The sequence below is a fragment of the Paenibacillus radicibacter genome (assembly GCF_024721995.1).
Lineage (GTDB): Bacteria > Bacillota > Bacilli > Paenibacillales > NBRC-103111 > Paenibacillus_AM > Paenibacillus_AM radicibacter.
Map to the genome: position 1 here is coordinate 569,827 of NZ_JANQBC010000001.1, position 26,719 is coordinate 596,545.

Genomic DNA, 26,719 nt, shown 5'->3' on the forward strand with positions numbered 1-26,719 from the left:
ACATAGAAAAACAGCTACTTCTCTCAAAGAAATAGCTGCAATAAACCTACATATTTTATAAAAAATTATCCGAAAAATATACCGTACAACAAGAATCCATTTAACACGATGATAATGACAGTTACAAACCAAGCTAACCATTTCATCCATGGTTTATTCGCAAAGACACCCATCTTCTGCTTATCACTTGTGAACTGAACGAGAGGCACAACGGCGAAAGATAACTGAAGCGATAAAATAACTTGCGATAAGATCAAGAGATCTACCGTCCCGCTCTCACCGTACAAAGCCGTTACGATAACTGCTGGAATGATAGCGATTAACCGTGTTATTAAACGCCGCAACCATGGCGCTAGTCGAATCCTTAAGAAGCCTTCCATCACGATCTGCCCTGCTAACGTACCTGTTAATGTTGAGTTCTGACCTGAAGCAAGTAACGCAACACCAAAGAGGATTGAACCCGCCGCCGTACCTAACAATGGTGTTAAGAACTTATAGGCATCATTCAGCTCTGCAACATCTGTCATTCCTGCTTGATGAAATGTAGCTGCAGAGAGAATCAGTATTGCTGCATTGATGAATAGTGCGAAGAATAAGGCAATCGTAGAATCCCATGTCGCAAATTTGATGGCTTGTCGCTTACCAAGTTCGGTATTCTCGAATGCCCTTGTTTGAACAATGGAAGAGTGTAGATAAAGATTGTGTGGCATCACAGTTGCACCTAGTATCCCGATTGCGATGTACAACATCCCCGGATTGGTTATTATTTGCGAATTCGGAATGAAACCTCTTGCGATCTCACCCATATTAGGCTTAGCCAGTACTAGCTCAATGGCAAAGCATCCACCTATCGTAACAATGAGAACGATGACTAGAACTTCGATGAATTTAAATCCTTTATTTTGTAAAAATAAGACCAACAGCACATCCACCGCTGTAATCAATACCCCGTAGATTAGTGGTATCCCGAATAATAACTGCAAAGCAATGGCAGATCCAATAACTTCTGCTAGATCACATGCTGCAATCGCGAGTTCACATATGACCCATAATGCCATCGCAACAGGTTTCGAATAGTGATCACGACAAGCCTGTGCTAAATCCCGACCTGTCACAATCCCTAGCTTACCTGCCAATGCTTGAAGCAAGATCGCCATTAAGTTAGAGATCAAGATTACGGATAGAAGTGTATAACCAAATTGAGAGCCTCCGGCAATACTCGTCGCCCAATTCCCAGGGTCCATATAGCCAACTGCTACTAAATATCCAGGCCCAACGAAAGCAAGAAACTTCTTGAACGATGATCCACTCGTTGGAACTTTGATCGACCGGTATACCTCAGGTAAACTTTGAGATTCTTTGTCCATACGCCATCCTTGTTTGTTTCGTTGAATTAGTGAAGCAGGCGATTCCTCATTCATAGAAGCTTCCCTCCTTAATATGAAACAAAGCCCAGCAACTTATCCGTTTACATCTTGCTCGGCTCTAAATTAATTGGTCTAGCGCAACTTTTATAAAAAAGAATATTCAAATTAGAATATGAATATACCATTAATTTTGTGAATGACAATAAAATTTGTACTTAGGCAACTTATTTGCATTATACCAAAAAATATAAAAAATAACCATTCAGATCTTATGACCTAAATGGTTATTCGTCTATTTCACTATGGAATTTGTAATTCAGTCTTCAGCGATAATCGTGCAAGGTCAATCTCTTCTTGTGTTAGAATGATAAATGGGCTCTCCCATTCACCTTCAAGCCCAATAAAATCAATTTGGCTCCGGTCAATCCCAATATACTTCTGGAAAAAGCCCATCAATTGTTTACCTGGAATATCCGTCCGAATACTATCCCCTGCTACATCCATCAGTTGACCAAGTTTCATAACGCCGCCTAGCGACATGACCTTCTCCATCACTTGATGAATGACTTCTTGTTGGCGCATATTTCGATCATAGTCGGTGGTACCGTCAGTTCCCATATTAGACTTCCGATAACGTACATAATCTAGTGCTTGCTTACCGTTAAGTTTTTGCTGACCTTTTTTCAAATTAATATTCGTGCCGTCTTCTTCATCCACATAACGCATATCCATACTTACATTAACGTCAACACCGCCAAGTTCATCAATGACTTTACGGAATCCGTCAAAATCAATCGTAACAGCTGCGTCAATCGGAACTTGTAAGAACTCACTAAACAATTTTTTCGTATTTGAAAATGCTGTTAACTTATCTTGCAAATAAAAATGTGGATAGTAATAGTTCGCTTTACGCGATTGTAAATTGCGATCTTTCGGCTTCATTTGAAAATCACGCGGCAAGGATACAATCGTCGCAGATTTTGTTTCAGGATTTAATGATGCAACCATAATAACATCTGAATTCAGTGAACCTGTTTCTTTTCTAAAATCAATACCCATTAAGAGCAAGGTAATTGGCTTGGCGGGTTCAACGGCTGTTGTTGTTACCTCTTTACCACTTTCATCAGGGCCAACTGTGCTAATTTTACCCACTAGTTCATTCCCTTTATAGTATAAATATCCAGCCCAAGATCCCATGCCCATAACAGCAATAAGTAATGTCGTAAGTATAATCCATAGTGCTTTTCGAGTTTTTGATGATCGTCTTGCAGCTCTCCTCATCCACGCAACCTACTTTCCAAGATGAATAAATATACGCTTTGTTAATTATAAACGCTGAGATCTTCATTTGGTTACAAAACGGTTACAAAAAAATCAAGAGAAGCGTGACTCCACGCTCCTCCTTTAATCTTGCTGCTTATTTCTCAACAATTTCAATCGATACGATCTTAATCTCATCTACAGGTTTGCTTGGTGAAGAATCAGGAGAGCTCGGATTCATCACAACGGGTGTGTTTGCAATTGCTGTAATAGTCTCCATACCTTTGCTCACTTTTCCAAAAATCGTGTAGTTCGGTTGTGAGTTCAAATGCGTTGAGTCATCACCTGAACAAATGAAGAACTGCGAACCATTCGTGTTCGGTCCAGAGTTTGCCATCGCAACGATACCTGGTTCATATTCGTGTGCTTTGCTAAGCTCATCTTTGAACTTGTAACCTGGCCCACCTGTTCCATTACCTTTTGGATCACCTGTCTGTATCATGAACGTCTTGATAATTCGGTGAAAAACAATATCGTTATAAAAATTTTGCTTGGATAAGAAAACGAAGTTATTGACGGTTTGAGGTGCGTCTTTTGCAAATAACTCAATTGTAAACTCACCTTTATTCGTTTTTACTACTGCTTCATACTTCTTATCTTGTTTAATTGCCATTTGGGGTGGTGTATCCCACTGCTTACCTTGTTTAGCTGGTGCTTCTGTAGCTGGTGGTGGTGTAGTTGGAGCAGAAGATGGTGCTGCATTCTTCTGTCCACAACCTGCTAACACCGCAACTAGCGATACGATTGCAAGTGCATTTATTAGACTGCGTTTACGGTTACGAAAAGTCTTCATAGATTCGCTACGTCCCTTTCATTCTTGACCATCATAATTTGTTATTCTGGATCAATTCATCTCACGCTTAAGGTCCAATCTGACGATTTGTATTCGGGTCACCATCACCATTGGCATTCTTGTTCGGTGGTTCTTTGCCATTATGACCCTGCTGGTTCCCATTTCCGTTTCCGTTACCGTTGTTTCCATTGCCATTACCATTGCCATTGCCGTTATTTCCGTTTCCATTCCCATTTCCGTTACCATTATTCCCATTTCCATTTTCATTTGTAGGGGGAACTGATGGTTTTGGTGATTTCGTAGGCTTAGGAGAAGGGGATTGATCTCCTCCACCAATATCTGGTGTTGGTGTTGGGCTAGGTGTAGGTGTAATTCCATCCGTAGAAACCTCAACTTCAACTGCATTCGATTTGTCCGTCGTATTCGTACCATCTGTACCGATTACGTAATACGAGTACTTATTTCCTGGTTCAATTGCAATATCATTAAACTCAGCTGTTGCCGATGCACTGATTTGCTTGTAATCTGCATCGAGTAACCCACGACGGAACACTTGATATTGATACTTATCCCCTTGCGAACTCCAAGTTAACTTGATAGATCTCGTCTCACGAACAAAACTGCCCGCCAGATCCGTAATACCTTTTGCCGGCTCTTTGAGCTCCTCCACACCACCAGGCTTCGTAAAGCCCTTCTTCGGCATCTTGGCTAATGACTTCGACATGACTTCTTTAAAAATTGTTGCCGTACTACCGCTACCTACTGTTACAAAGTGGCCCTTATCTTTGTTTGTAAGATCAAATCCTTGCCAAACAGCGGCAGACCATTCAGGTGTATACCCTACAAACCAGATGTCACGGTCATATTTCTCAAGACCTTTCCAAGGTAAATTCGTGGAGCCTGTCTTACCTGCTACAGGGCGATCGAAGTTCGCATTCTTACCTGTACCACTCTGAACAACGCCTTGCAGCATCTGAGTCATATAATAAGCAGTCTTCTCAGACACGATTCGTTTACTTTCTTGTTTAAACTCTTTCGTCTTACCATCTGAACTCGTAATTTCGATAATGGAGTGTGTTTTGTTCTTGATACCACCATTTGCAAATATCGCATAGGCTTCTGCCATTTGCATCGGGGTTGCACCTTTGGTTAAACCACCAAGTGCAATAGCAAGATTTCGATCTTTGGTTTTATCTAATGGAATACCCATTTTCTCTACCATATCCATGCCTGTTTTGATACCAATATCATTCAACAATGACACAGGAGCAATATTTTTCGAAACACGAACAGCCTCCATCATCGTCACTTGATCTTGATATTGGTTGTTGTAGTTATTCGGGCAGTATCCCGCGATACACTCTTTCTTATCATTCAACATGGAATAAGGTGTATACTTTCCAGATTCTAATGCAGGTGCAAAAGCTACAAGAGGCTTAAATGCTGATCCAGGCTGACGTTCTGCACGGTATACGCGGTTGAGATCTTTGGTCTTATAGTCACGACCACCTATCATCGCGATAATCCCATTATCTTTATTGTCTAGAATCACCATTGAGCTTTGAATCTTCGTACCGTCTTTTGCTGGCTTTTGGAAAAACTTATCTTGTGCGTAAGTCGACTCCATGATCTGCTGTGCATTCGGATCCATCGTCGTCTTTATCGTATAAGCACCGATTCGTAGTGCCCCTTCTTCGATGCCGTACTCAACTTCAGCTTCTTTTAACACATAGTCTGTGAAAGAAGGGTAGGCTTGGTTATCCGCTGTACTGTTCTTCGAATCATAGTCCACCGCTGCCGCTTCAAGGCGCTGAGCTTCTGTAATGTATCCTTGTTCAGTCATTAAGCGTAGAATAACTGCACGACGCTCCTTAGACTTATCTGGATCACGTAATGGTGAATACGTAGTTGGTGCTTTTGGAAGTGCAGCAAGTGTTGCGATCTCCCATATTTCTAAGTCATTTAAATCCGATTTACCAAAGTACTTCTTACTTGCAGCCTTAATTCCATAGGCATTGCTTCCAAGATAAATCCGATTTAAATACATCGTTAAGATTTCATCTTTAGTATTCTTATTCTCTAGCGCAATCGCAAGAGAAGCTTCAGTCGCTTTACGGAAGAACGTCTTCGGTGCTTTCTCCCAGAACATGTTCTTCGCAAGCTGCTGTGTAATCGTAGATGCACCTTGCAGCGCAGTACGATGCGTGATATCCTTCACAATCGCGCGTCCAATCCCGAGAAAATCAATGCCTTGGTGGCTGTAGAACCGTTGATCTTCTGTCGCTACGAAAGCGTCCTTCACCATTTTAGGAATTTCACTTCCACTTACAATTTCACGATTTTCACGATATAAGCTTGTAATCTCGTCACCATTACGGTCAACAATTTTACTAGATGCAGGCATATCGTACTTATCTTTATTTTCCTCCAACAATTGATTACCGCTAATCATAACGAAAATATATAAGGCAACTGCACATATCATTCCGACTATCGCGGTGATCACTAAACCGAAAATTAATTTTTTTACATTGAATTTCTTTTTTACTTGCTTCGTTCTCGGCTGTGAGCTGGACCTGCGGTTAGGCTTCTTGTTAGATGATTCCATCCTCTACCGACTCCCTTTCTGTCTCTAGCCTCGATTATTAAATCGAGTTCTCTATATGATCCTCAACAAAAGAACAACCCTATTTAGATAAGGTTGCTCATCTGTTTCGTATTGTATTATACGTTCAATTTGTGGTAAAGGTTGCGATTCTATGCATTAGACTGGTTTTCTTGCATTAAAGACACCGAGCGCTGCGGTGTAAACGTTGAAATGGCATGCTTATACACCATTTGTTGACGTCCCTCAGAATCGATAATAATGGTAAAATTATCAAAAGCGCGGATAATCCCTCTGATCTGAAAACCGTTCGTTAAATAAACGGTTACAGGAATGCTTTCTTTACGTAACTGATTCAAAAAAGTGTCTTGAATATTAATAGAATTTTTCATCAGAAGGTCCCCCTCATAAATAAGCTATCATGGTATAGTCGTCTATTGTGTTCGAAACTTTTGTCTTGAAGTATATTCGCTTTATTGTACAAACTTTCCTGTTATTATATCATTAATATTTGCCAAATGGGCAGAAAAATTTGTGGTCTCGGTCACATCAACCCACTGAATATCTTTCATATGACGGAACCAAGACAGCTGTCGCTTAGCGAACCGTCTTGTATCTCGCTTAAGTAGCTCAACTGCTCCTTCATACGAATACTCGCCACGCAAGTATCCAATGATCTCTTTGTAGCCCAAACCCTTCATTGCGACGGAATCTGGATTGCAGCCTTCGTCAATTAATCGCTTGACTTCATCCACAAGCCCTTGCTCTATCATGATGTCAATTCGTTCTTCAATCCGCTTATAAAGTAGTGCACGGTCCATCGTAAGACCTACAATACACAGATTATAAGGCGATTCTTTGGTCTGGTTAGCCAGCTGTTCGGACAACTTCGTTCCAGTCACACGAAAGACTTCAATAGCACGTATAATACGTCTGCGATCATTCGGATGTAAGCGCTCAGCAGATGCTGGATCCACTTCTCTTAATTGATCATGTAAGGCTTGGTCACCATGTAGGATGGCAAATGCATCTAACTGTTGACGCAGATCTTCATCTGAATTTGCCTCAGAAAATTGATAATTATAGCAGACCGATTCGACATAAAGACCTGTACCACCAACGATAAACGGAAGTTTTCCACGACTATGGATCTCTGGAATTAATGTCCGAACTCGCTCCTGAAATTCGGCTACAGAAAAAGGATCATCAGGATGATGCGTGTCGATCATATGGTGCGTAATGCGTGCACGCTCTTCCATACTTGCTTTAGCTGTACCAATATCCATCCCGCGATACACTTGCATCGAGTCACCTGAGATAATCTCACATTGATGCTGCTCTGCAAGTGTTAAACTTAAATTTGTTTTCCCTACTGCTGTTGGGCCAACCAAAACAAGTAGTAGCGGTTTAGCCTTTTCATTCGTTAACATGTTATCACTCCGTAAGCTAGTTTCGAGCCACTCCGATGTACGGTTGTAAAGCCCAGCCTAGCGAACTCACCACTATAGAACACTTCTTTCATTACAACTCGCTTGCGAGCTACACGCTTTGCTTCGGCAACAGCTTCGAGTGTTAAAGCGTCCGGGTTCGCCACTTGACGAAGTGGACTAATCGAACTTGACTCTTCAATTGGACGACGGAACATCGGATCAAAGTAAATGATGTCCACACTCTTATCTGGCTGCTGCTGCAAGTACGTTAAATGTTCGCTGCACTTAATTTCCACACGTCTCATTGCATCTTCAAGCGCTTTCACTTCTGAAGAGTAGTGTTGCAACCCTTCTGCAAGTAGCATGCAAATGACAAGCTGACTATCGAGTGCTACGACTGATCCGGTCACACCTACTGCATACGAGAGAACGACCGAGTCAGCAGCAAGTCCTGCTGTGCAATCCAGTACTTGATCACCAGGCTCTACGCCTGCTGCTGTAACCAAACCATCCTGTTCATCATGCATTAAGCGTTTCACTCGAATTTGCGCCATGCTTGGATGGAAATATATCGGGGGTGCATCCCCTACAAAACATTGCAATTGATCTCTACCTACGAGCAAAATTTGTTCACAGTTATGTTTAACACGTAGGCTTTCCATGGATTCCCGATATCGTGGAACAAATCGCCAGCCCAATTCTTTTGCAAGCTTATGTGCTTTAGCGAGAAGTTCCGAGGATGGGAAGTACGAAGTTGTTACTATCACGCTGTTTACATCACCCGTTTAAACATTTTTTCCAATTCATAGGTCGTAAAGGATACTACAATCGGTCTACCATGCGGACATGTATACGGATTGGAGCATGCCCCAAGTTTGTCTAACAGGGCTTCCATTTCTGCTATGCTTAGATTCTGATTTGCTTTAATTGATGCTTTGCAAGAGCACATGATCGCCGCTTTCTCACGAAACTTAGCAAGATCGATGCCTCTTTTCTCGTTCAGCAATAGATCACACATTTCTTCCACAATCGCTTTCTCTTCGCCATCAGGCAGCCAATGCGGGTAAGAACGTACGATAAATGCATTCCCACCGAAACTTTCTAAATAGACGCCTACTTGTTCCAACTGAGGGAGTTTTTGCTCCAGAATTTGGGCTTCAGAAGGTGTAAATTCAAGTGTGAGTGGGACAAGCAATTGCTGACTTGCTTGCTCTGGATTACCGAACTTGTAGTAGTAATACTCATAATTCATTCGCTCATGAGCAGCGTGCTGATCAATCATATACAAGCCCTGCTCATTTTGGGCAAGCAGATACGTACCGTGCAGCTGTCCAATGGGCGATAGACTTGGAAACTTTGGTGTCTTCTCATGCTCTTCATCAGGAAGAGGCATCGATTCCATCAAAGCTCTCGTTGCCTGTCGGATATCAGCTGAAGAATGTTCGGCTCGATGCGACATTGGACTTGTGCTGCGAATAGGCTCAGCACTCCTGTTCATTGTACCTTGGAAACGATTCGAGGGCAAATTCTCGCCTGTAATCCCATTTGTTTCCGGAAATTTAGAATAGGATATTGGCAAAGGTTCCGAGCGTTTGTCAAATGTACGATCTTGGCGTACTTCACTTTGGAGAGAAGGATTAACGTCTCCTTTTTTCGGAGCAATAGGAGCCGTCTGATCACTCTGATTGCCCGCCTGTGGACGGTACAAATCCATCTGCTCTTGAATCACGACACCTTTCGTCCGAGTAGGAATTGAACCTGTTCCCGCGCTTGGAATCAAGACTTTCTTACTTAACGTTTCCTTGATTAATTGATCCACAGATTGTGTGAGTTCTGCTTCTTTACTGAATCGGACCTCAAGTTTAGCAGGATGCACGTTCACATCAATCAGTGAAGGGTCCATCTCGATATGCAGAACAACAATCGGATAACGATTAATCGGAAGCAGCGTATGATAACCTTGTAATATAGCCGCGTTAAGTGCAAAATTGCGCACATACCGACCGTTAATAACGAGTGTAATGCCTCCACGATTGGCTCGCGTAATTTCAGGCATGGAGATAAAACCTGTAATCTGATAGTCCAAAGTCTCGCCTTGAATCGGAAGCATACCTTTGCCAACTGCTGTCCCGTAAATCGCTGCAATTACTTGCCTAATATCCCCGTTGCCTAATGTCTGCATAAGTGAATTTCCATTGTGCTTCAACGTAAACGCGATATTCGGATGAGCAAGCGCCAGTCGATACATATAATCGGAGACATGTCCAAGCTCTGTTTGAATGCTTTTCATATACTTAAGACGAGCAGGTGTATTGTAAAAGAGCTCGCGCACGACCATCTCCGTTCCGCGCGTCGCTGTTGCTTCTGACAATTCGCGTACGGTACCTCCGTCGATTGCAATTTTGCGACCTAAACCATCCTCTGTGGAAGAGGTGGTGCACTCCAGCTTAGAGACGGCTGAAATACTCGGCAACGCCTCTCCACGAAATCCTAGTGTACGAATCGCAAATAAGTCCTTAGTGGTTGCAATCTTACTCGTCGCATGTCGGCTAAACGCAATTTCGCAATCGTCTGGCTCCATACCTGTCCCATTGTCAGCAACACGAATATACTGCAATCCACCTTCTTCTATGGCGACATCGATGCGCGTTGATCCTGCATCGACTGCATTCTCGACTAACTCTTTGACAACGGAAGACGGTCTTTCAACCACCTCACCGGCTGCAATCTGATTGGCGATCTGCTCGCTAAGCAATCGAATGTTACCCATATGTGACTACTCCTTCTTAACTTCTAACGTGACATGATTACTTTGATCTGTGAAAGTCATGCGATCTGTTGCTTTCAACAACTTCGTGACCTCTAAGTATGAAGATCCTAAATCGTCGCGGAACATGGAATCGGATGCTTCTTTGAAAGTTGTCGTACCTTTCTCTGTTGTCAGCTCCACTGCACTTAGTTCTGCATTCCACTCAATTGTTGCACCAAGTAAGGCAGCAGCAGTACGTGCTTGCACATACACATGGTTGTCCTTACGTTCAATCTTCGTTCCATCCCCCACTTCAATGCCATTAAGAACATAGCCTTTCGTGCTCCATTCTAGCTTCAAGTGGGTCGAATCTGCACTTTTCAAGGCAAATATGAGCTGTGCCATATCTCCATACACCTTATCATCAGGTGTAATTCCAACCTTGTTCACCCTGTGCATCTTCGGTGTTAAGTACTCATGCGTCGTGATTTTCAAGTAACTGCCTTCCGATAGCCCGAACAGCCCTTGCATCACACCTTTACCAAAGCTCTGCTGCCCGATAACACGCGCTTTGCCATAGTCTTGTAGAATACCCGTAAATAGCTCAGTTGCACTTGCACTTTCCCCATTTACAAGGATAAACACGGGTTTATCATATGTTTTCCCATCCGTTATTGTAGTAATTTCATCTTTATGATTGCGATCGAGGGTATGTAAGACCTCCCCTTCACGAATGAAGTTTTTCGCCATATTCTCAGCGACAGATACAACACCGCCGCCATTACTACGAAGATCAATAATAAGTGCTTTCGTATCTGATCCACGGAATGTATCCATTGCTTTCGCAAACTGCTCATCCGCATCACTCGCAAACGTGCTCATGGCAAGATAGCCTACACCATTATCGAATTTTTTAGTTGTGATGACTGGAATTTTCACTTCTTTACGCGTCATTGGATAATCAAGCTTCTTCCCATTACGATCCACTGTGATCATTACGACCGTGTTCTCTTTGCCCGCAATCCGCTTGCTCACATCTGCAGACGTCAAACTGCCAATTGGCTCTTCGTTGACTGCATAAATATAATCTCCAGCTACCAAGCCTGCCTTGTCAGCAGGTGAATCGCTAAATACTTGTTGAATGAGAATGCCTTTGGTATCTACAGCTAACTGAATACCAACACCGACATACGTGTTGTCTACCAAGGCAAGAAATCTTTTCATTTCATCTGCTGTAAAAAAGCTTGTATAAGGATCATCTAACTTCTCTATCATCTGTGTGATAGACATATTCGCTAGTTGATCGGCAGTAACCCCGCTTAAATGATGCTTGGACAGCATATCCCGCACTTCTTTGACCGTCTGATTCGTAACAGCAAGGACAGAAGTTGGCACTGCAAGGGTTACCATGACGGCAGTGACTGCCGTGATCATTTTTTTACGAAAAGAACCTCTACCTACCATGGTCTCACCCTATCTTTGTTTTGAGTTCATATAAAAGATTCATTGCTTGAAGCGGCGTCATGTTGATGAGATCGATCGCCTTCAGCGCGTCGAGTACATCGCGCTGCTTCGCATCCACGGCGCTGCCGACAGCAGCCTCGTTAGCTGCTGCTTCCGGCAGCGGAGCTGCCTCTGACGCGGCTTCGCTTGCCGCGTCCTCGAACAGGCTGAGCTGCTGCACGGCAGGCTCAGCAATGCGCTCAGCGGCGCTGCGATCCGCAGCCGCTGGTGGTGTTGCCGGCGGCGTGCTGTGCGACGCTGCCTGTTCTTGCGGCTGCGCTGTGAACGCAGCCGTGCCCACGGCTACAGCTGCGCTTGCTGTAGCCGCTACCTCGCCGCCGACAAGTGCTGCGGCGGCTTCAAGGCTCCCCGCTCGCGCCTCGAAGGCGCTAAGCAGCTCGTACGAGCGGGAGATGATTCCCTGCGGCAGACCCGCTACTTCGGCACAATAGATGCCGTAGGAAGTGCTCGCCGCACCTGGTATTAGCTTACGAAGGAACGTCACGCCCGAGTCGCTTTCTTTTACCGCCATGCAATAATTGCGCAAGAATTGTAATCCTTCTTCGAGGTGAGCAAGCTCATGGAAGTGCGTCGAGACAAGCGTTTTGCAACCTGTATGATTATGCAGATGTTCAATTACTGCCTGCGCAATCGCCATGCCTTCTCCCGTTGAGGTACCACGTCCTAATTCATCAATAATGACGAGGGATCGAGCTGTAGCCTTCTCTGTCATCACTTGAATATCCATCATCTCGACCATGAACGTACTTTGACCGCCAATAAGATCATCGGCTGCTCCAATACGTGTAAAGATCCGATCAATAATCGGAATCGTCGCTTCATCAGCAGGAACATAGCAACCAATCTGTGCCATAATCGAGATTACAGCAACTTGGCGCATGTACGTACTTTTACCTGCCATATTCGGTCCTGTAATAAGCAGCATACGACTCGATTCTTCCGATAAGTCCGTAGCGTTGTCAATAAACGTCTTGCCTTCTGTTACCGCTTCTACGACTGGATGGCGTCCCGCTTTCACTTGGAAATGATATCCAGTTGTTACGTTCGGCTTCGTATAACGATTTGACGCGCTCACATGAGCGAATCCTTGTAAGACATCGACGGATGCAATACGCTCTGCTAATCGCTGTAAACGTGACATTTGCGCTGATATCCGCTCACGTAGCGCTGTGAATAACTCTAGTTCTAAATCCACCATCTTATCTTGTGCTTCAAGAATAAGCGCTTCTTGCTCTTTGAGCTCAGGTGTAATGTATCGTTCAGCATTAGCGAGTGTCTGCTTACGCTCATAGCGTCCTTCAGGCAATGCATTCGCGTTCGCCTTCGTCACTTCAATGAAATAGCCGAATACTTTATTAAACCCTACTTTTAGAGACTTAATGCCCGTCGCTTCACGTTCTTTGCGCTCTAGCTCCGCAATCCACTGTTTACCACCAGCACTTGCTTCACGCAGCTTGTCCAGATAAGCATCATAACCTTGCTTGATCATCCCGCCATCACGTACGGATACAGGTGGATCTTCAACCAATGCTTGATCGATCCATTCCAGAATATCGGCACAAGGATCCATCTGATTCGCAAGACCTGCGAGTGTCGTCGAGTTCGATGCTAAACATGCTTCTTGCAAACCAGGAACTTGCGCAATTGACACCTTCAGTGCAATTAAATCTCTCGCATTCGCATTCCCGTAAGAGATACGTGCAACAAGTCGCTCAAGATCATACACTTCCTTCAACGCCGTACGCACATCATCACGGGCAATCAAATTGCCATGCAGACGTTCTACCGCTTCTAATCGTTCATCAATCAGCACTTTACTCATCAGCGGCTTCTCAATCCAGCGACGCAACGTTCGCGCGCCCATCGCGGTTACGGTGTTATCCAGCATCCAGAGTAGTGAGCCTTTCTTGCTGCGCTCACGAACGGTTTCCAGTAACTCCAAGTTCCTTCTTGTAAAAGGATCCATCGTCATGTACTGCGCAGCTTCGTACCTTCTAATCTGCTTCACATGCGTCAATGCCCGCTTTTGCGTTTCATGTAAATACGTAAGCATCATCGACACACAGCGTTTTCCATGTGCAGGCAGCGATTGTAATTCTGCAATCGAATCACCGAAATGTTCATTCAAGAGCGCTTCATCTTCCTGTTCCCAAGGTGTAAACACCGCTGGTTTCATTCCAAGTGCAAGACTCGATCGCAACTCCTCTATAAGTGCTCCGCTTGCAATCGTCTCAGACGGATCATACACATTCCATTCATCCATGATCGAAGATGTACCGCCGATTAAAGTCGTCACATACAACTCACCGGTTGAAATATCACATGCGGCAAGCGCGCTTTCATCCCCGTTACTTACAACCGCTACGATGTAATTGTTCGTCTTCTCACCGAGCAGCTTGCTGTCCATTACTGTTCCTGGTGTGACAATACGGACGATTTCACGACGCACGACGCCCTTCGCCTCTGCTGGGTTTTCCACCTGCTCGCAGATGGCAACCTTGTATCCTTTTTCAACGAGACGAGCAATATAGCCCTCTGCAGCATGATACGGCACCCCGCACATCGGAATTTTCTCTTCTGTACCCCCACCACGACCTGTCAGTGTAATCCCAAGTTCACGTGTAGCATTGATTGCATCTTCAAAAAACAGCTCATAAAAATCGCCTAATCTAAAAAACAAAAAAGCATCAGGCACTTGCGCCTTGACTGCTAAATATTGTTGTATCATCGGTGTATATTGCGTCATAACTTCCTCCAACTATCGTAGTCCATTTCTCGCTGTGTCTATTATAGCATGGCTTCTCCAAAAAAAGTTGGTAGCTATTGGATGACGCTCGTTTTACTTGGATTTATTTTCCAGTGTTTACGAAAATCATCTAGACTCTTCATTTCTTTTCGATTCAGTGTTCGATCTTTAAGGGGCTCCAAATACGTCGAATACCGCTCATAGTCTGGCAGCAACTCAAGTTCTTGCCACAACTTCTGTACGTATCCTACTAATTGATCTTTCTTCCCTTGATAAAAGTGACGCTGTACATCGACTTGATCAAGTGGTCGTACTTGAAGGCGTCGGTGGTTGAGCCCAATCAGCTTCGCGAGCGCAAGTACACCTTTGGTAACAGTAGGTGAGCCCAGCCAAGATGGAAGCGTACGATATTCAAAGCCTCCATGAGGTTGACGACGAAAATCACCTAATGAGCCGTATCGTGGACGTCTACGTAGATCGAGATCATTTTCAATCATAAATAAAGGCAAAGCTAAGTAATTGTCCAAGGTCCGCAAAAGCGAACTTTGCAACATTACGCCTGAGAAATGTATATGACCTCCAAGCGGGAAACCTTTAACAGGCATACCACCTGCGATCCATTTGAGCGCCTGATTATCAATAATTTCTGCAGCAACGAGCATCGTACGTCGCAAGTTTCGAACGAGCTCACGCGGTTCGGCGCTTGGCTCCGGGCGAAGTTCAGCAAGCGGCAGAATAAGCCGTTGACCACGAAGTACAATTGCATCACAGCCAACTTCACCTGCTCGTTCCATATAATTTGAAGCAGCCACAACCTTGCCCTGTTCATTCATGAGTAAAAACTCTGGATCAGCCCCAAGCAAGAAAGATTGCTTGTTCTGCTTCTCCTCTACCCATGCATCGGCATAACGATTCATCGCCTGTGCATACACTTCTGCATTCCGATCCAAAGTCAGATCTGGCTCTGCATTCACATCGATAATAACCGTGTGTCCATTTGAAGTAATCCCTACCCATACATCACCATAATCGAGTCCAAGCACGTAAATCGTCTTTACGGCTTCACGCATAGCCCGGTTAATATGAAAAGGTAGAGGTGACTCTTGCAGATCTACCTCTTCAAATCCTAGTGGTTCTGGCAAAGTTCGTTGTGGATAATATACACCGCGATTTTTACGACGATATACTGAAATAGGCTCTAGGCCAAACACCGACACGCGGTAATAGTGAGATAGCTGAGCCCCTTCATATTGTTCTAACTCCTCTTGGGTCATCCCACCATGTGAGCGAAGCGTCTTCACGCCATGCAGAAGTAAGATCTCGTCGCGTTTGACTAGCTGTATGTTTCGAATCATAGGCATGAGTGGCTGCATCTGCACATAGGGATGTAGACCTGTTGCGTGCGCTTTACGATACTTTCCCCACCCGATGACCACCTCACCTCTATAAGCTTGCGGCAATCGATCACCATGCGCAATTGTGAGGTGTGGCAGCAAAGGGTCTAATTCTTTTTCACCTGAATGCAACAAGAAAACATCCATCATACATGTCCCTTTCCCTGTGAACAGCCTATTTTTACCTCGAAACAAAAAAGAGGGCGAAAGCCCTCTACAACCAGTCAAATCGCGGCATATGTTAATGTAGGCTTAGGAAAAGTCGTCTTCAAGTAGATCTGGATCCAAATCTTCGTAATCGCCCTCAACCGAGCTGTCATCGAAATCAGCGATCTTATCATCGCTGTCAGAGAGACCTCTTGGATTGACGTATACGCTAACTTTGGTTTCCGCAATCATCTCCACTTGGAATTCCCGTTCCACGCGGATAATGACTCTGCCACCTGATGCGACACTAGCTTCTACACAGTTCGGCTCCTGTGTAGCAAGAGCGGAGACTTCAGCTGTTGAAGCCCGATGTCTCTTGTCTAAGAAAGATAATGGAACCACTTCAACGTAAGAAATTGTTTCTTTTGCCACGTCGGTTTTCGTATTTCGATCATACGAATACCAAATATTGATGTCGTAAGTCCCAACTACTTCCACACCGTCGCCGCCAGACTTGACTGCTTCATATTGGTTATTGATAATCCAAGCACCCAAGATGCTGGTCGGAGCGTGGGAAGGTGTCACTGTATGACTTACATGCGAAAATCTCCGGCCTTTACCGCAGACGGCCTTCGTTATGATTTCTCGGCTCTGCAAATCTTTATCTATTGACATCCTGTTCAACCTCCTCCATACAATCATTCATTAAAAGTGTATGCAGGACATTCGTCTAGAGTGACAAAAACTTTTCCAACTCTTACAGAATCACAAATTTATTCCATAAGATTAGGAGGAGCGCATGAGTTCCTTCTTATTTTTTTGCCTTTTGGCGATGTTTAAATAGGATTTAAGTTCGCGAATGAGTTGCAGAAGTGCGGACCGAACTTCAAACTCCTCTCTCGTTTGGGGTAGAGGCAATGATTTGAAGCTTCGTGCAAGTGTAGCTAAATCTTCTTCACTACGACCTACATAGTAATCTGACTTCACATCCTGACTTAATTCATCAAAAATGTCTGCCAGCAGTTCTCCATGCGGTACACTTTGATAGACCTGTGCGACGAGATCTACCATGCGATTAATCATCTCTAGCTGCTCGGAACGCATAAAGAAGTATAGTTCCCAGGACGCTGGAGAGCCGAAGAAGAGCGTATTCTCAACCGCCTTGCGCGCAAGCATACTCCCTTTATCACAAACTTCATTTACTTGAAGTAGTTCTGCCCCGTCCCATACCATATTCTGATCACGCAGATGTGCGCCTATTTTCATAAAAATAAGAGAAAACAGCTCCTCCAGCTTGTTCTTATACTGCTGAAGCTCCTTATCAGTCGGTGGCATGTAGATGATATTAATCAATGTCGCAGAGCCGAAACCGACAAGTAATAAGAGCAGTTCATTAATGATGACTTCCATCGTAATGACATGCGCATTGAACATATGGAACATCACGACACAGCCCGTAATGATCCCATCACTGAACTTCAGTCGATTCATAATCGGGAATGTGAGCAGAACATAAATAGACAGAACCCACACATGAAATCCGAACGTCGATAGAAGAATCGCTCCAACAATAATACTTAGTACCGATGCACCAATACGTGCGTAGACATTAAGAAGCCCCTTCTTCTTCGTCACCTGAACGCCAAGAATCGCAAGCAAACCTGCACTTACAGGAGAGCCAAGCCCACATAGCTGCGCAACCAAAATGGAAACGAAGACAGCCGCGGCAGTTTTGAGAATACGAACACCAATAAAAGGAAAATACTTCACCGTATACCACCATCTATTAAAGTTTAATAACGGTAGCATACATAAAAAACAGCCATGACGCAAAGTCATAGCTCACATTTGATATTGAAATCTATTGCAAATTTCATTGTAAACGCTTCATTACTTTGCGCTCAATATAGGAAACTCCTTGATACATAAGTGTTGCAATAAGCCCGATAATCATTAGTGTCCCAAGTACGAGTGTAAAGTTAAACACCTGGAATCCGTAAACAATTAAATACCCCAGTCCTGCCTTTGCAACAAGAAACTCCCCTACAATAACCCCAACCCATGATAAACCAACGTTTACCTTTAAGGTGGAGACGATCGCTGGTACTGATGAAGGAAGTATGACTTTACGAAACACTTGCTTGCGATCTCCACCGAACACTTGTATCACTTTCACGAAGTTCGCATCTACTTCTTTAAATGCACCATATACAACAAGCGTTGTAACGATTACGGATATCGATAGCGATGTCGCGATAATGGCAACTAAGCCCGGTCCAAAGCCGACGATAAATAACGGTCCCAAAGCAACTTTCGGAAGTGCATTGAGCACAACGAGATAGGGATCCAGCACTTTCGATAAGAAAGGCGACCACCATATCACCATCGCAAGTAACGTTCCGAATAGTGTTCCGAGAATAAAACCTGCTATTGTCTCCCACATCGTCACACCGATATGCGGAAAGATCGAACCGTCTATACTGTTGTTCCATAGAAGCACCGCTATTTTACTCGGATATGAGAATAGCAGCACATCGATCCACTTCAAGCGACCTGCGACTTCCCATAAACCAAGGCATACGAATAAGATGATGAACTGTACAATTCGCACATGTACAAGTTGTTTACGTTTTGCTGCCATAAACTGCTGATACAACTGATCCGACTTAGACGGCCCTCCAGTTTGCAGCATATTCATCCCTTGCTCCCCCCTTTACGCTCCATCGCTTCGAACTCCGTCCATATGCTGCGAAAAAGCGGTTGAAAGCCCGTATGCTCTCTTGCATCTAGAGGAAGTCGTGAACGAATATCTTCGGGGATATCGAACGTCTTGCGGATTTGACCTGGATTTGGTTCTAGTACAATAATCTGATCGCTCATTGCAATTGCTTCGGATATATCATGCGTGACGAGGACAGCTGTTTTATGATGGGCACGGAGCGTATCCACGACCAAATCTTCAAGTTGGAGCTTCGTCTGGTAATCTAACGCTGAGAAAGGCTCATCTAATAGTAAAATATCGGGTTTCGTCGCCATTGTACGGACTAACGCCACGCGTTGGCGCATGCCACCGGATAATTGATTAGGTAAATAATCTTTCGTATGGATCAAGCCCATCTCTTCTAATAGATGCTCTACATATTGCTTATCTTCTTTCGTTTTCTTGCCTAACAATTCCAAACCTATGGTTGCATTGGACCAAATGGTCCGCCAAGGAAACAAATAATCTTGCTGCAGCATGTAGCCTATCCGCTCAGTTGGACGTTTGATTTCAACACCAGCTACTTTGACTCTGCCTTCTGTTGGCTTAATTAAACCTGCAATAATTGAGAGAAGTGTCGTTTTCCCACATCCACTTGGACCGATCAGGGAGACAAACTCACCAGATTTAACAGTGAAGCTAATGTGACTTAGCACAAGTGATGCACGCTGCTCAGTGACATATATATGTGTAACCTCATTCAATTCCACCGCATGATCCAAGAGCTTCTCCCTCCAATCCTGCCCCTTACAGAGCTTACTTCACATTACTCTTCGCTTTTTCTGCGAATGAATTGTCGACAACATCTTTCCACTCTACACGAGACTTGAGTTCACCTGCAGCGTTCATTACATCAAGCAAGTTGTTCCACTCTGCTTGGTCTATGATGCCATCCGTAGCGAATGAACTTTGCTCTTTGTATCGCTTCACTACATTTTTTACAACATCGATATCTGTATTGGCAAAATAACTCACGATGCTCGCAGATATCTCATCCACACTATGATCGCGAACCCAGTTTTGTGCTTTCTGAATCGCATTTGTGAATTTTTGGACAGTATTTGGGTTTTTCGTCATGAAGCTCTTCTTCGTCATGAACACGGTATATGGAAGTGCACCACTTTCTTTACCGAAAGATGCGATCACCGTGCCCTTGCCTTCTTTCTCAATCATCGTGGCTTGCGGCTCGAACATTTGCACATAATCCCCAGTTCCCGAGACGAATGCAGATGGAATATTGGCAAAATCGACGTTCTGAATCATCGTTAGATCACTCTTAGGATCGATGTTGTGCTTCTTAAGCGTGAATTCCCCGGCCATTTGCGGCATACCGCCTTTACGCTGACCAAGGAACGTCACTCCTTTAAGCATATTCCAGTCAAAATTAGCAACTGGCTTGCGCGACACAAGGAACGTGCCGTCTGTCTGAGTTAGCTGATCGAAATTAATAACTGGATCATCCGAGCCTTGCTGTTTCACATAGATCGACGTCTCTGATCCAACAAGCGCTACATCAATCACGCCAGATAGCAGCGCCGTCATCGTCTTGTCGCCACCTGGTGTTGTCTGAAGATCAATCTCCAAACCTTCTTCTTTAAAAAATCCTTGCGAAATCGCGACATACTGCGGTGCATAGAAAATAGAACGCGTCACCTCGCCAATACGCACCTTGTTCACTTCCGGTTTACTGGAACTACACGCAGACAGCATGAGTGGAATAATGAGCATTGCTGCCAGTAAACCAGAGATTAACTTCCGATTCATGGACTTCCCCCCTACATTCTCAATAAAGTACTACAGTCTATGCAGGAGCCCATGCGGAAGTTATTGTGAATTTCATTTCGCCCATTTTAAAACTTAATAATTGACAATTTAGAATGAAGGCTCTATATTTTATATATCGAACTGATATATGTTCGATCGATATATAAATATCTGATATATATAAGAATGAAGGATGGAGAGAGAAGAGAGATGAACTCACAAGATGTTATTTTAGGCGTGTTAATGGAAAAGAATTATTCCGGATATGAGATCAAGCAGCGTTTCCAGACGGTATTCTCCTTCTTCTATGATGCCAGCTTCGGTACGATCTACCCGACGCTCAAGCGATTAGAAGCAGATCAACTCATTACGAAAGTAACCATTGCGCAAGAAGGCAAACCAAGTAAACATGAATACAGCATTACCGAATCGGGTAAGAAGATGTTCGCCCATTACTTGCGAAGTCCACTAACTGCTGATGTTACGCGCTCAGATTTCCTAACTCGCTTATATTTTGGCGAATTCGCTGATCCATCTATTATTCGTAAATGGCTTGAACTGTATATCGCGCAGAAACAATTGCAATTAGAGGGCTTGTGTCAATGCCAATTGGATAACCAAGGTGATTTAAGTCCTACACAAGAATTGAGTATCCAAATTGGAATTACCAGTTTTGAAAATAATTTAAAGCTTGCCAATGAAGCGATGGATCGCTTCGCTCGATTAGAACAGGAGAGTGAACAATGAATACCAGAAGTTCCGGGCTTATTCTATTTGCAATCGCACTAGGTTTATTTATGTCAGCCTTGGATAACACCATTACTTCTGCTGCAATCAGTCACATTATTCAAGACCTGAGTGGGTTTGAACGCGTATCGTGGGTATTCACAAGCTACATGCTGGCTTCTACGTCAACGATCCTTATTTTTGGTAAAATGTCCGATATATTCGGACGAAAGCTTATGTACCTGATCGGAATCACATTCTTCCTGATCGGATCTGCTCTATGCGGAACAGCGACGAGTATGGATCAGTTGATCCTCTATCGCGCAATACAAGGCATTGGTGCAGGTGCCATCTTCCCGATCTCCTTCACCATCATCTACTCCACTTTTGCCGATCCAAAGCAAGCTAGTAAAGTGGCAGGTATTATGGCAGCTGTGTTCGGACTCTCATCTGTTGCAGGTCCACAAATCGGAACGTTTATCTCCGAACATTGGGGATGGACTTGGTGCTTCTATGTGAACGTACCGCTTGGTATTCTCTCGTTCTTCATTGTTTTATTTAGACTTAAAGAATCCCGCTCCACAACCAAACCGAAAATTGACTATCTCGGGACGTTCCTTCTCATCGTTACGACGTTATCGATTATGCTCGGCTTAGAGTTTGGCGGCAAAGATTATGCTTGGACTTCACCGCAAATCATTGGACTATTCGCACTTGGACTTGTCGGACTATGCTTATTCATTCTCGTTGAACGCCGCGTAGAAGAACCTGTTCTACCCTTCGCAATCTATCGCAGTCGGATGGTGATCAGCACGACAATCGCTTGCCTATGCCAAGGTGTCATTATGTTCTCTGCGATCACTTACTTACCGATGTTCACCGTTGCTGTGATGGGACATGAGAACTCCAATTCAACCTTAACTCCAATGATGCTCTCCCTAATCATTGGTGCGATTGCATTCGGCTTTTTGCAAAGCAAGTTCTCCTTCCGTAGCTTAATGTCCTTTACGATGATCTCAGGTATTGTTGCTGCAAGCTTACTCACATCCATTGGATATGACACGACATCCGGTTATATGATCTTCCTAATGGTACTGCTTGGATTTGGTGCAATTGGTCCACTGATGAGCGTTGCTCAGAATGCGGTTGCTGTAAGTGTGGATGCCAAATATCTCGGTGTTACTTCTTCTGTAGTTGGCTTCTGGCGTAACTTCGGGGGAATACTCGGGGCTTCAATGATGGCGACGATTGTGAACAATAACTTGAAAGATACGATCGCTAGCGGAGCTGAGTCCCTTCACATTCCATTAGATAAAATAGACACATTAGCTAATCCACAGCTCCTCATCCATGCAGGCTCTACGCCACTGCCACCTGCTGTCCATGACTTCCTGCGAGATGCGCTAGGTTCAGCGATTAACCACGGATTCATCTTGGCGATATGCTTCTGCTCGATCGGACTCATTGCAAGTCTACTTGCTGGTCCAGGATCTCTGCCAAGTCAGAAACAAGAAACTTCATCTGAGGGTCAATCTGTACAACCGCAGAACGCTTAAAATGATTTCATTCTTTTAAAAAAAGTAGCCCTGACCGCAATCTCATGCAGTCAGGGCTACTTCTATTTTACAACCCGTAAATTGGGCTGTATTTATCCGTTAAGTATTTCACAAGGTATTCAGGGTTTAATTCTTCACCGGTCATACGCTCAATGATTTCGTTAGGTGTAAGCAGCTTACCATATTGGTACACATGCTCAGTAAGTAGTGTCTTGATCGGAGCAAAGTCGCCTGCTTCAATTAACTCATAGAAGTTCGGCAAGAACTCATTCTCGATTTTGTTCAGCATTTGCGCAGCATACATGTTACCAAGTGAGTAAGATGGAAAGTAACCGAACAAGCCAGCAGACCAGTGAACATCTTGCATGACACCTTCGCTATAGCTTGAAGGCTCAATACCTAGATATTCACGGTACTTCTCATTCCAAGCCTCAGGTAGATCGCTTACTTGAAGCGTGCCGCCAATTAACGCTTTCTCAAGCTCATAGCGGATCATGATGTGGAAGTTATAAGTAAGTTCATCTGCTTCAATACGAATGAGTGTGGATTCTGCATGGTTACATGCACGGTAGAAATCATCTAAACCAACATCATCCAATTGGCCTGGGAATTTGGCTTTAAGTGCATCATAATTATGTGCCCAGAATTGCTTGGAACGACCGATCACATTTTCCCAGAAGCGGGATTGGGATTCATGAATACCCATCGAAGTACCGGAGTTAAGATTCGTACCGGAAAGCTCTTCGCTAATATTCTGCTCATACATCGCATGACCACACTCGTGGATTGTGCCGAATAGCGCACTTCTTACATCACGAGGTAAGTAACGAGTCGTAATACGACTGTCACGTGGGTTAATACCAGTCATGAACGGGTGAACGGTCTCATCTAGGCGACCTGCTTCAAAGTCATAGCCCAATTGCTTGAGCGTATCCAGTGAGAATTGACGCTGCTTGTCCTTATCAAATGCTTGATCGAGGAACGAGCAATCGGGTTGGTTTGGTGATTGACGAATCGCTGCAAGAAGTGGTACTACTTTCTCACGCAATGCACCGAACACTTCATCTAGCTTCTCAACGGTGATCCCTGGCTCATAGTTATCTAGAAGTGCATTATAACGGTGACCCTCGTATCCCCTTAGTTCAGCGAACTCAATATTTGTATCTACGATTTTCTGTAAGCTTGGTGCGAAGGAATCCCAATCATTCTTACCCTTCGCCTCTGACCATAACGATTCCGTCTTTGTAGTAAGAACAACATACTCCTGGAGCTTTTCTGGCGGAATCTTCTTGCTGAAGTCATACTCACGTTTACATTCTGTCAGCATCTTACGTTCCACATCTCCGAGGGTTGTGATTACTTCATTTTGCAAGAAATGCTCTAAAAATTCTGCCATTTGATCAGATATCAGCATCTTATTGTATTCGCCGTAAAGATCTCCAATCGAATCAGAACGGAACTCTGCACCTTTCTTCGGCGCACCTGTTCTTAAATCCCAGCTCAGAAGGGCAATTGCCTCTTCATAAGATTTCATTTTACGTATGTATTTTTTGAAGTCACTAAGTTGTACGGTTTTCACTTCTGTTGTCAAAATAAATCCCTCCCATGTGGAATTGTACTTCTTCTCCATCATACTTTCTTCAAGCTGTATAATCAACCGCGAACGATTGCTGTGATTTATGTTACAATACATAGAAGGAAAGGAGTTTTTCTTTATGGAGATTACTTATACAGAGAACGCGGTCCGCGAGATCGCCCCATGGTTACAAGAAAACCATACTTACTTAAAATTGATGTTTGATACTGAAGGCTGCGGTTGTGCCGTAAATGGGATTCCAACATTAATGATTACACATGAGCAAGGGCCATACGATATGATCATAAAAGGGCAACCATTCGACCTTTTGATGCAAAGAAATCACGAAGTTTATTTTGAAGAAAAGATGACGATTGACTTTTCTGTTGACCAAAAATCTTTTATACTAAAGAGCAATGGTCAAATCTATAACGCATCTATGCGACTTATTACGGTTGCACCATAACCATAAAATATCTATTGTAGATCTACCATTGAGGGAGGAAACCGCATGTCATTAATATCAGAAATTTTGGATCACAACGATACATTCGTTGACACGAAGCAATATGAGGAATACTACACCACCAAGTTTCCAGATAAAAAAATGGTAATTCTCACTTGCATGGACACAAGACTTGTTGAGCTTCTGCCTAAATCAATGAATCTACGCAATGGTGATGCCAAGATCATTAAGAATGCTGGCGCACTCGTTACACACCCTTTCGGTTCAGTTATGCGCTCAATTATCGTTGCTATCTATGAACTTAATGCGCACGAAGTTCTCGTCATTGGTCATAACGAATGCGGGATGACGGGTTTGAACTCATCTTCTGTACTTAAGAAAGCACTAGCTAGTGGCGTATCCCCTGATGTCATTGACACAATCAACAATTCAGGAATTAACTTATCCAAGTGGTTAAGCGGCTTCGAACAAGTAAGTGATAGCGTGAAGGAAAGTGTCAACATCATCCGCAACCACCCGCTTCTACCGAAAACAATTCCTGTTCACGGCTTAGTCATTGACCCTGTTACAGGGAAATTAGATCTAATTGCTGATGGATACGATAATAAGAAATAAATAACATTGATTATCATAAATAAAGGTCAAGCCTTGGGACGTATCCCTTGGCTTGACCTTTTTGGCTTATGTGTTTATATGAATGGTGAATCGGTTTCACGAGGTTTACGCTTGAGCAGCGCCTGCTTCTGTCTCTCTGCAATGACACCTGAACGATCACGAAGCGTATGCTTATGGATAAGACTAGAATCTGTCATTAAGCTTGGATTACCCCATACTTTGTGATGCGCTTGGCACTCTCTTTTACAAAGATCCAACAATAATTGGTCTGCGATCGGTAATTCGATATCTTCATATTCCACAAGATCACTGACTTGAAGGCGATCCGTAATAGTAGATATCCGCTTAGTTAACTCTCCCATATCGAGTCCGAGCTGCTGAACATGTTCTCCATGCAAGCGAAGCAGCGAGCTGCCTAACATCTTACGAGCGCCAGCTAAATTGCCACGACGATGATGATACAAGCCGACTGCAATCTGAATCAGACCTACCCATGTCTGTGCAAAAGGATCCCTTGGATGTTCTTTCCAATATTCTTCGAGCACCTCATGACATTCAAAATAATCTCGATCCGCGTGGAAAAAGACGAGATAGTCGATATAGGCTTGCGGATACTCCATTCTTAATGCCCCCTTAAACACCTGCGAAAAATTTTATAGAAAAAAATAAAATAGTTGAAACCAAAAAAACGTGGATACGTATACATCATATAGGGAAACTCTAAATTTTCCAAAACATTTTTCGGGGGTAGGTCAAACATGTGGAAAAAGTTAACAATATTGATGATGACATTCATGCTCGTATTTGCCGTAGCAGGAACAGCTTCTGTCGATGCAAAAGGGTACAAGTCATCACCAAAAAGTTTCAAATCCAATACGAATTCAACCAATAGTAATGTAGGTAGTAACAATATGAATACCTCCAAGAATGTAGGTACTACACCTAACGCGAAACCAGGATTCTTCGGTGGTGGAGGCTTTATGAAAGGCCTTATGATTGGTGGACTAGCTGGTATGTTGTTCGGTGGAATGTTCGGAGGTATGGGATTCCTAGGCGATATGCTTGGACTTCTTATCAACGTACTTGCAATTGTATTCCTCGTATCACTCGTTATTAAAGTTGTAACCCTAATTCGTGCACGCAAGAATCGTAAACCGGATGACCACAGGAGATATTAATC

23 protein-coding genes are annotated in these 26,719 nt (G+C 43.7%); 5 read left to right on the forward strand and 18 right to left on the reverse strand.

Features of this window, described 5'->3' with window-relative positions:
* Positions 1–65: 65 nt before the first annotated feature.
* The 16 genes from NV379_RS03010 to NV379_RS03085 form a co-directional block, all read right to left on the reverse strand.
* On the reverse strand, positions 66–1,367 hold the full coding sequence (locus tag NV379_RS03010; RefSeq protein WP_258206199.1) for an Nramp family divalent metal transporter: 1,302 nt from the start codon (positions 1,365–1,367) through the stop codon (positions 66–68).
* Positions 1,368–1,667: 300 nt separating this feature from the next.
* The gene (locus NV379_RS03015) at positions 1,668–2,648 is read right to left on the reverse strand and encodes an LCP family protein (RefSeq protein WP_258205784.1); all 981 of its coding nucleotides are present in this window, start codon (positions 2,646–2,648) and stop codon (positions 1,668–1,670) included.
* Positions 2,649–2,784: 136 nt separating this feature from the next.
* Complete coding sequence (locus tag NV379_RS03020) at positions 2,785–3,480, reverse strand: peptidylprolyl isomerase (RefSeq protein ID WP_258205785.1); 696 nt, start codon at positions 3,478–3,480, stop codon at positions 2,785–2,787.
* A 67-nt stretch (positions 3,481–3,547) separates the two neighbouring features.
* Positions 3,548–6,088 carry a transglycosylase domain-containing protein gene (locus tag NV379_RS03025; protein ID WP_258205786.1) on the reverse strand — a complete coding sequence of 847 codons (2,541 nt, stop codon included), beginning with the start codon at positions 6,086–6,088 and terminating at the stop codon, positions 3,548–3,550.
* Between the two features lie 149 nt (positions 6,089–6,237).
* A complete protein-coding gene (gene hfq / locus NV379_RS03030) occupies positions 6,238–6,477 on the reverse strand; it encodes an RNA chaperone Hfq (RefSeq protein ID WP_258205787.1) in 240 nt (79 codons plus the stop codon).
* 81 nt (positions 6,478–6,558) lie between these two features.
* Entirely contained in the window at positions 6,559–7,515 is a 957-nt protein-coding gene (gene miaA / locus NV379_RS03035) for a tRNA (adenosine(37)-N6)-dimethylallyltransferase MiaA (RefSeq protein ID WP_258205788.1), read from the reverse strand.
* The gene (locus NV379_RS03040; RefSeq protein ID WP_258205789.1) at positions 7,509–8,282 is read right to left on the reverse strand and encodes a class I SAM-dependent methyltransferase; all 774 of its coding nucleotides are present in this window, start codon (positions 8,280–8,282) and stop codon (positions 7,509–7,511) included. The genes miaA and NV379_RS03040 overlap by 7 nt, the downstream gene beginning before the upstream one ends.
* A 5-nt stretch (positions 8,283–8,287) precedes the next feature.
* Complete coding sequence (mutL, locus tag NV379_RS03045; protein ID WP_258205790.1) at positions 8,288–10,285, reverse strand: DNA mismatch repair endonuclease MutL; 1,998 nt, start codon at positions 10,283–10,285, stop codon at positions 8,288–8,290.
* A 6-nt stretch (positions 10,286–10,291) separates the two neighbouring features.
* Positions 10,292–11,728 carry a S41 family peptidase gene (locus tag NV379_RS03050; protein WP_258205791.1) on the reverse strand — a complete coding sequence of 479 codons (1,437 nt, stop codon included), beginning with the start codon at positions 11,726–11,728 and terminating at the stop codon, positions 10,292–10,294.
* Between the two features lie 4 nt (positions 11,729–11,732).
* The gene (gene mutS, locus NV379_RS03055) at positions 11,733–14,534 is read right to left on the reverse strand and encodes a DNA mismatch repair protein MutS (RefSeq protein WP_258205792.1); all 2,802 of its coding nucleotides are present in this window, start codon (positions 14,532–14,534) and stop codon (positions 11,733–11,735) included.
* Positions 14,535–14,608: 74 nt separating this feature from the next.
* Positions 14,609–16,078, reverse strand: a complete 1,470-nt coding sequence (locus tag NV379_RS03060; RefSeq protein WP_258205793.1) for a putative amidoligase domain-containing protein — start codon at positions 16,076–16,078, stop codon at positions 14,609–14,611.
* 102 nt (positions 16,079–16,180) lie between these two features.
* Positions 16,181–16,750, reverse strand: coding sequence for an outer spore coat protein CotE (locus tag NV379_RS03065; RefSeq protein WP_258205794.1), 570 nt, complete (start codon positions 16,748–16,750; stop codon positions 16,181–16,183).
* A 111-nt stretch (positions 16,751–16,861) separates the two neighbouring features.
* Positions 16,862–17,845, reverse strand: coding sequence for an aromatic acid exporter family protein (locus NV379_RS03070; protein ID WP_258205795.1), 984 nt, complete (start codon positions 17,843–17,845; stop codon positions 16,862–16,864).
* 103 nt (positions 17,846–17,948) lie between these two features.
* The gene (locus tag NV379_RS03075; protein WP_258205796.1) at positions 17,949–18,773 is read right to left on the reverse strand and encodes an ABC transporter permease; all 825 of its coding nucleotides are present in this window, start codon (positions 18,771–18,773) and stop codon (positions 17,949–17,951) included.
* Complete coding sequence (locus NV379_RS03080; RefSeq protein ID WP_258205797.1) at positions 18,770–19,558, reverse strand: ABC transporter ATP-binding protein; 789 nt, start codon at positions 19,556–19,558, stop codon at positions 18,770–18,772. Before NV379_RS03080 ends, NV379_RS03075 begins: the two co-directional genes overlap by 4 nt.
* Before the next feature lie 34 nt (positions 19,559–19,592).
* On the reverse strand, positions 19,593–20,600 hold the full coding sequence (locus tag NV379_RS03085) for an ABC transporter substrate-binding protein (RefSeq protein WP_258205798.1): 1,008 nt from the start codon (positions 20,598–20,600) through the stop codon (positions 19,593–19,595).
* A gap of 210 nt (positions 20,601–20,810) precedes the next feature.
* On the opposite strand from NV379_RS03085, the gene NV379_RS03090 reads away from it, so the two are divergent.
* Together NV379_RS03090 and NV379_RS03095 are read left to right on the forward strand one after the other, a co-directional pair.
* Positions 20,811–21,347, forward strand: coding sequence for a PadR family transcriptional regulator (locus NV379_RS03090; RefSeq protein WP_258205799.1), 537 nt, complete (start codon positions 20,811–20,813; stop codon positions 21,345–21,347).
* Positions 21,344–22,882 (forward strand): DHA2 family efflux MFS transporter permease subunit, encoded by a 1,539-nt coding sequence (locus NV379_RS03095; RefSeq protein ID WP_258205800.1) that lies wholly within the window; start codon positions 21,344–21,346, stop codon positions 22,880–22,882. The genes NV379_RS03090 and NV379_RS03095 overlap by 4 nt, the downstream gene beginning before the upstream one ends.
* Before the next feature lie 67 nt (positions 22,883–22,949).
* Here the strand turns inward: NV379_RS03095 and NV379_RS03100 are convergent, their stop codons facing one another.
* Complete coding sequence (locus tag NV379_RS03100; RefSeq protein ID WP_258205801.1) at positions 22,950–24,473, reverse strand: carboxypeptidase M32; 1,524 nt, start codon at positions 24,471–24,473, stop codon at positions 22,950–22,952.
* Between the two features lie 124 nt (positions 24,474–24,597).
* On the opposite strand from NV379_RS03100, the gene NV379_RS03105 reads away from it, so the two are divergent.
* Together NV379_RS03105 and NV379_RS03110 are read left to right on the forward strand one after the other, a co-directional pair.
* Positions 24,598–24,924 (forward strand): iron-sulfur cluster biosynthesis family protein, encoded by a 327-nt coding sequence (locus NV379_RS03105; RefSeq protein WP_258205802.1) that lies wholly within the window; start codon positions 24,598–24,600, stop codon positions 24,922–24,924.
* 45 nt (positions 24,925–24,969) lie between these two features.
* A complete protein-coding gene (locus NV379_RS03110; protein ID WP_258205803.1) occupies positions 24,970–25,539 on the forward strand; it encodes a beta-class carbonic anhydrase in 570 nt (189 codons plus the stop codon).
* A 74-nt stretch (positions 25,540–25,613) separates the two neighbouring features.
* Here the strand turns inward: NV379_RS03110 and NV379_RS03115 are convergent, their stop codons facing one another.
* On the reverse strand, positions 25,614–26,159 hold the full coding sequence (locus tag NV379_RS03115; RefSeq protein WP_258205804.1) for a DUF309 domain-containing protein: 546 nt from the start codon (positions 26,157–26,159) through the stop codon (positions 25,614–25,616).
* A 138-nt stretch (positions 26,160–26,297) separates the two neighbouring features.
* On the opposite strand from NV379_RS03115, the gene NV379_RS03120 reads away from it, so the two are divergent.
* The gene (locus NV379_RS03120) at positions 26,298–26,717 is read left to right on the forward strand and encodes a hypothetical protein (protein ID WP_258205805.1); all 420 of its coding nucleotides are present in this window, start codon (positions 26,298–26,300) and stop codon (positions 26,715–26,717) included.
* The last annotated feature ends 2 nt before the right edge of the window (positions 26,718–26,719 follow it).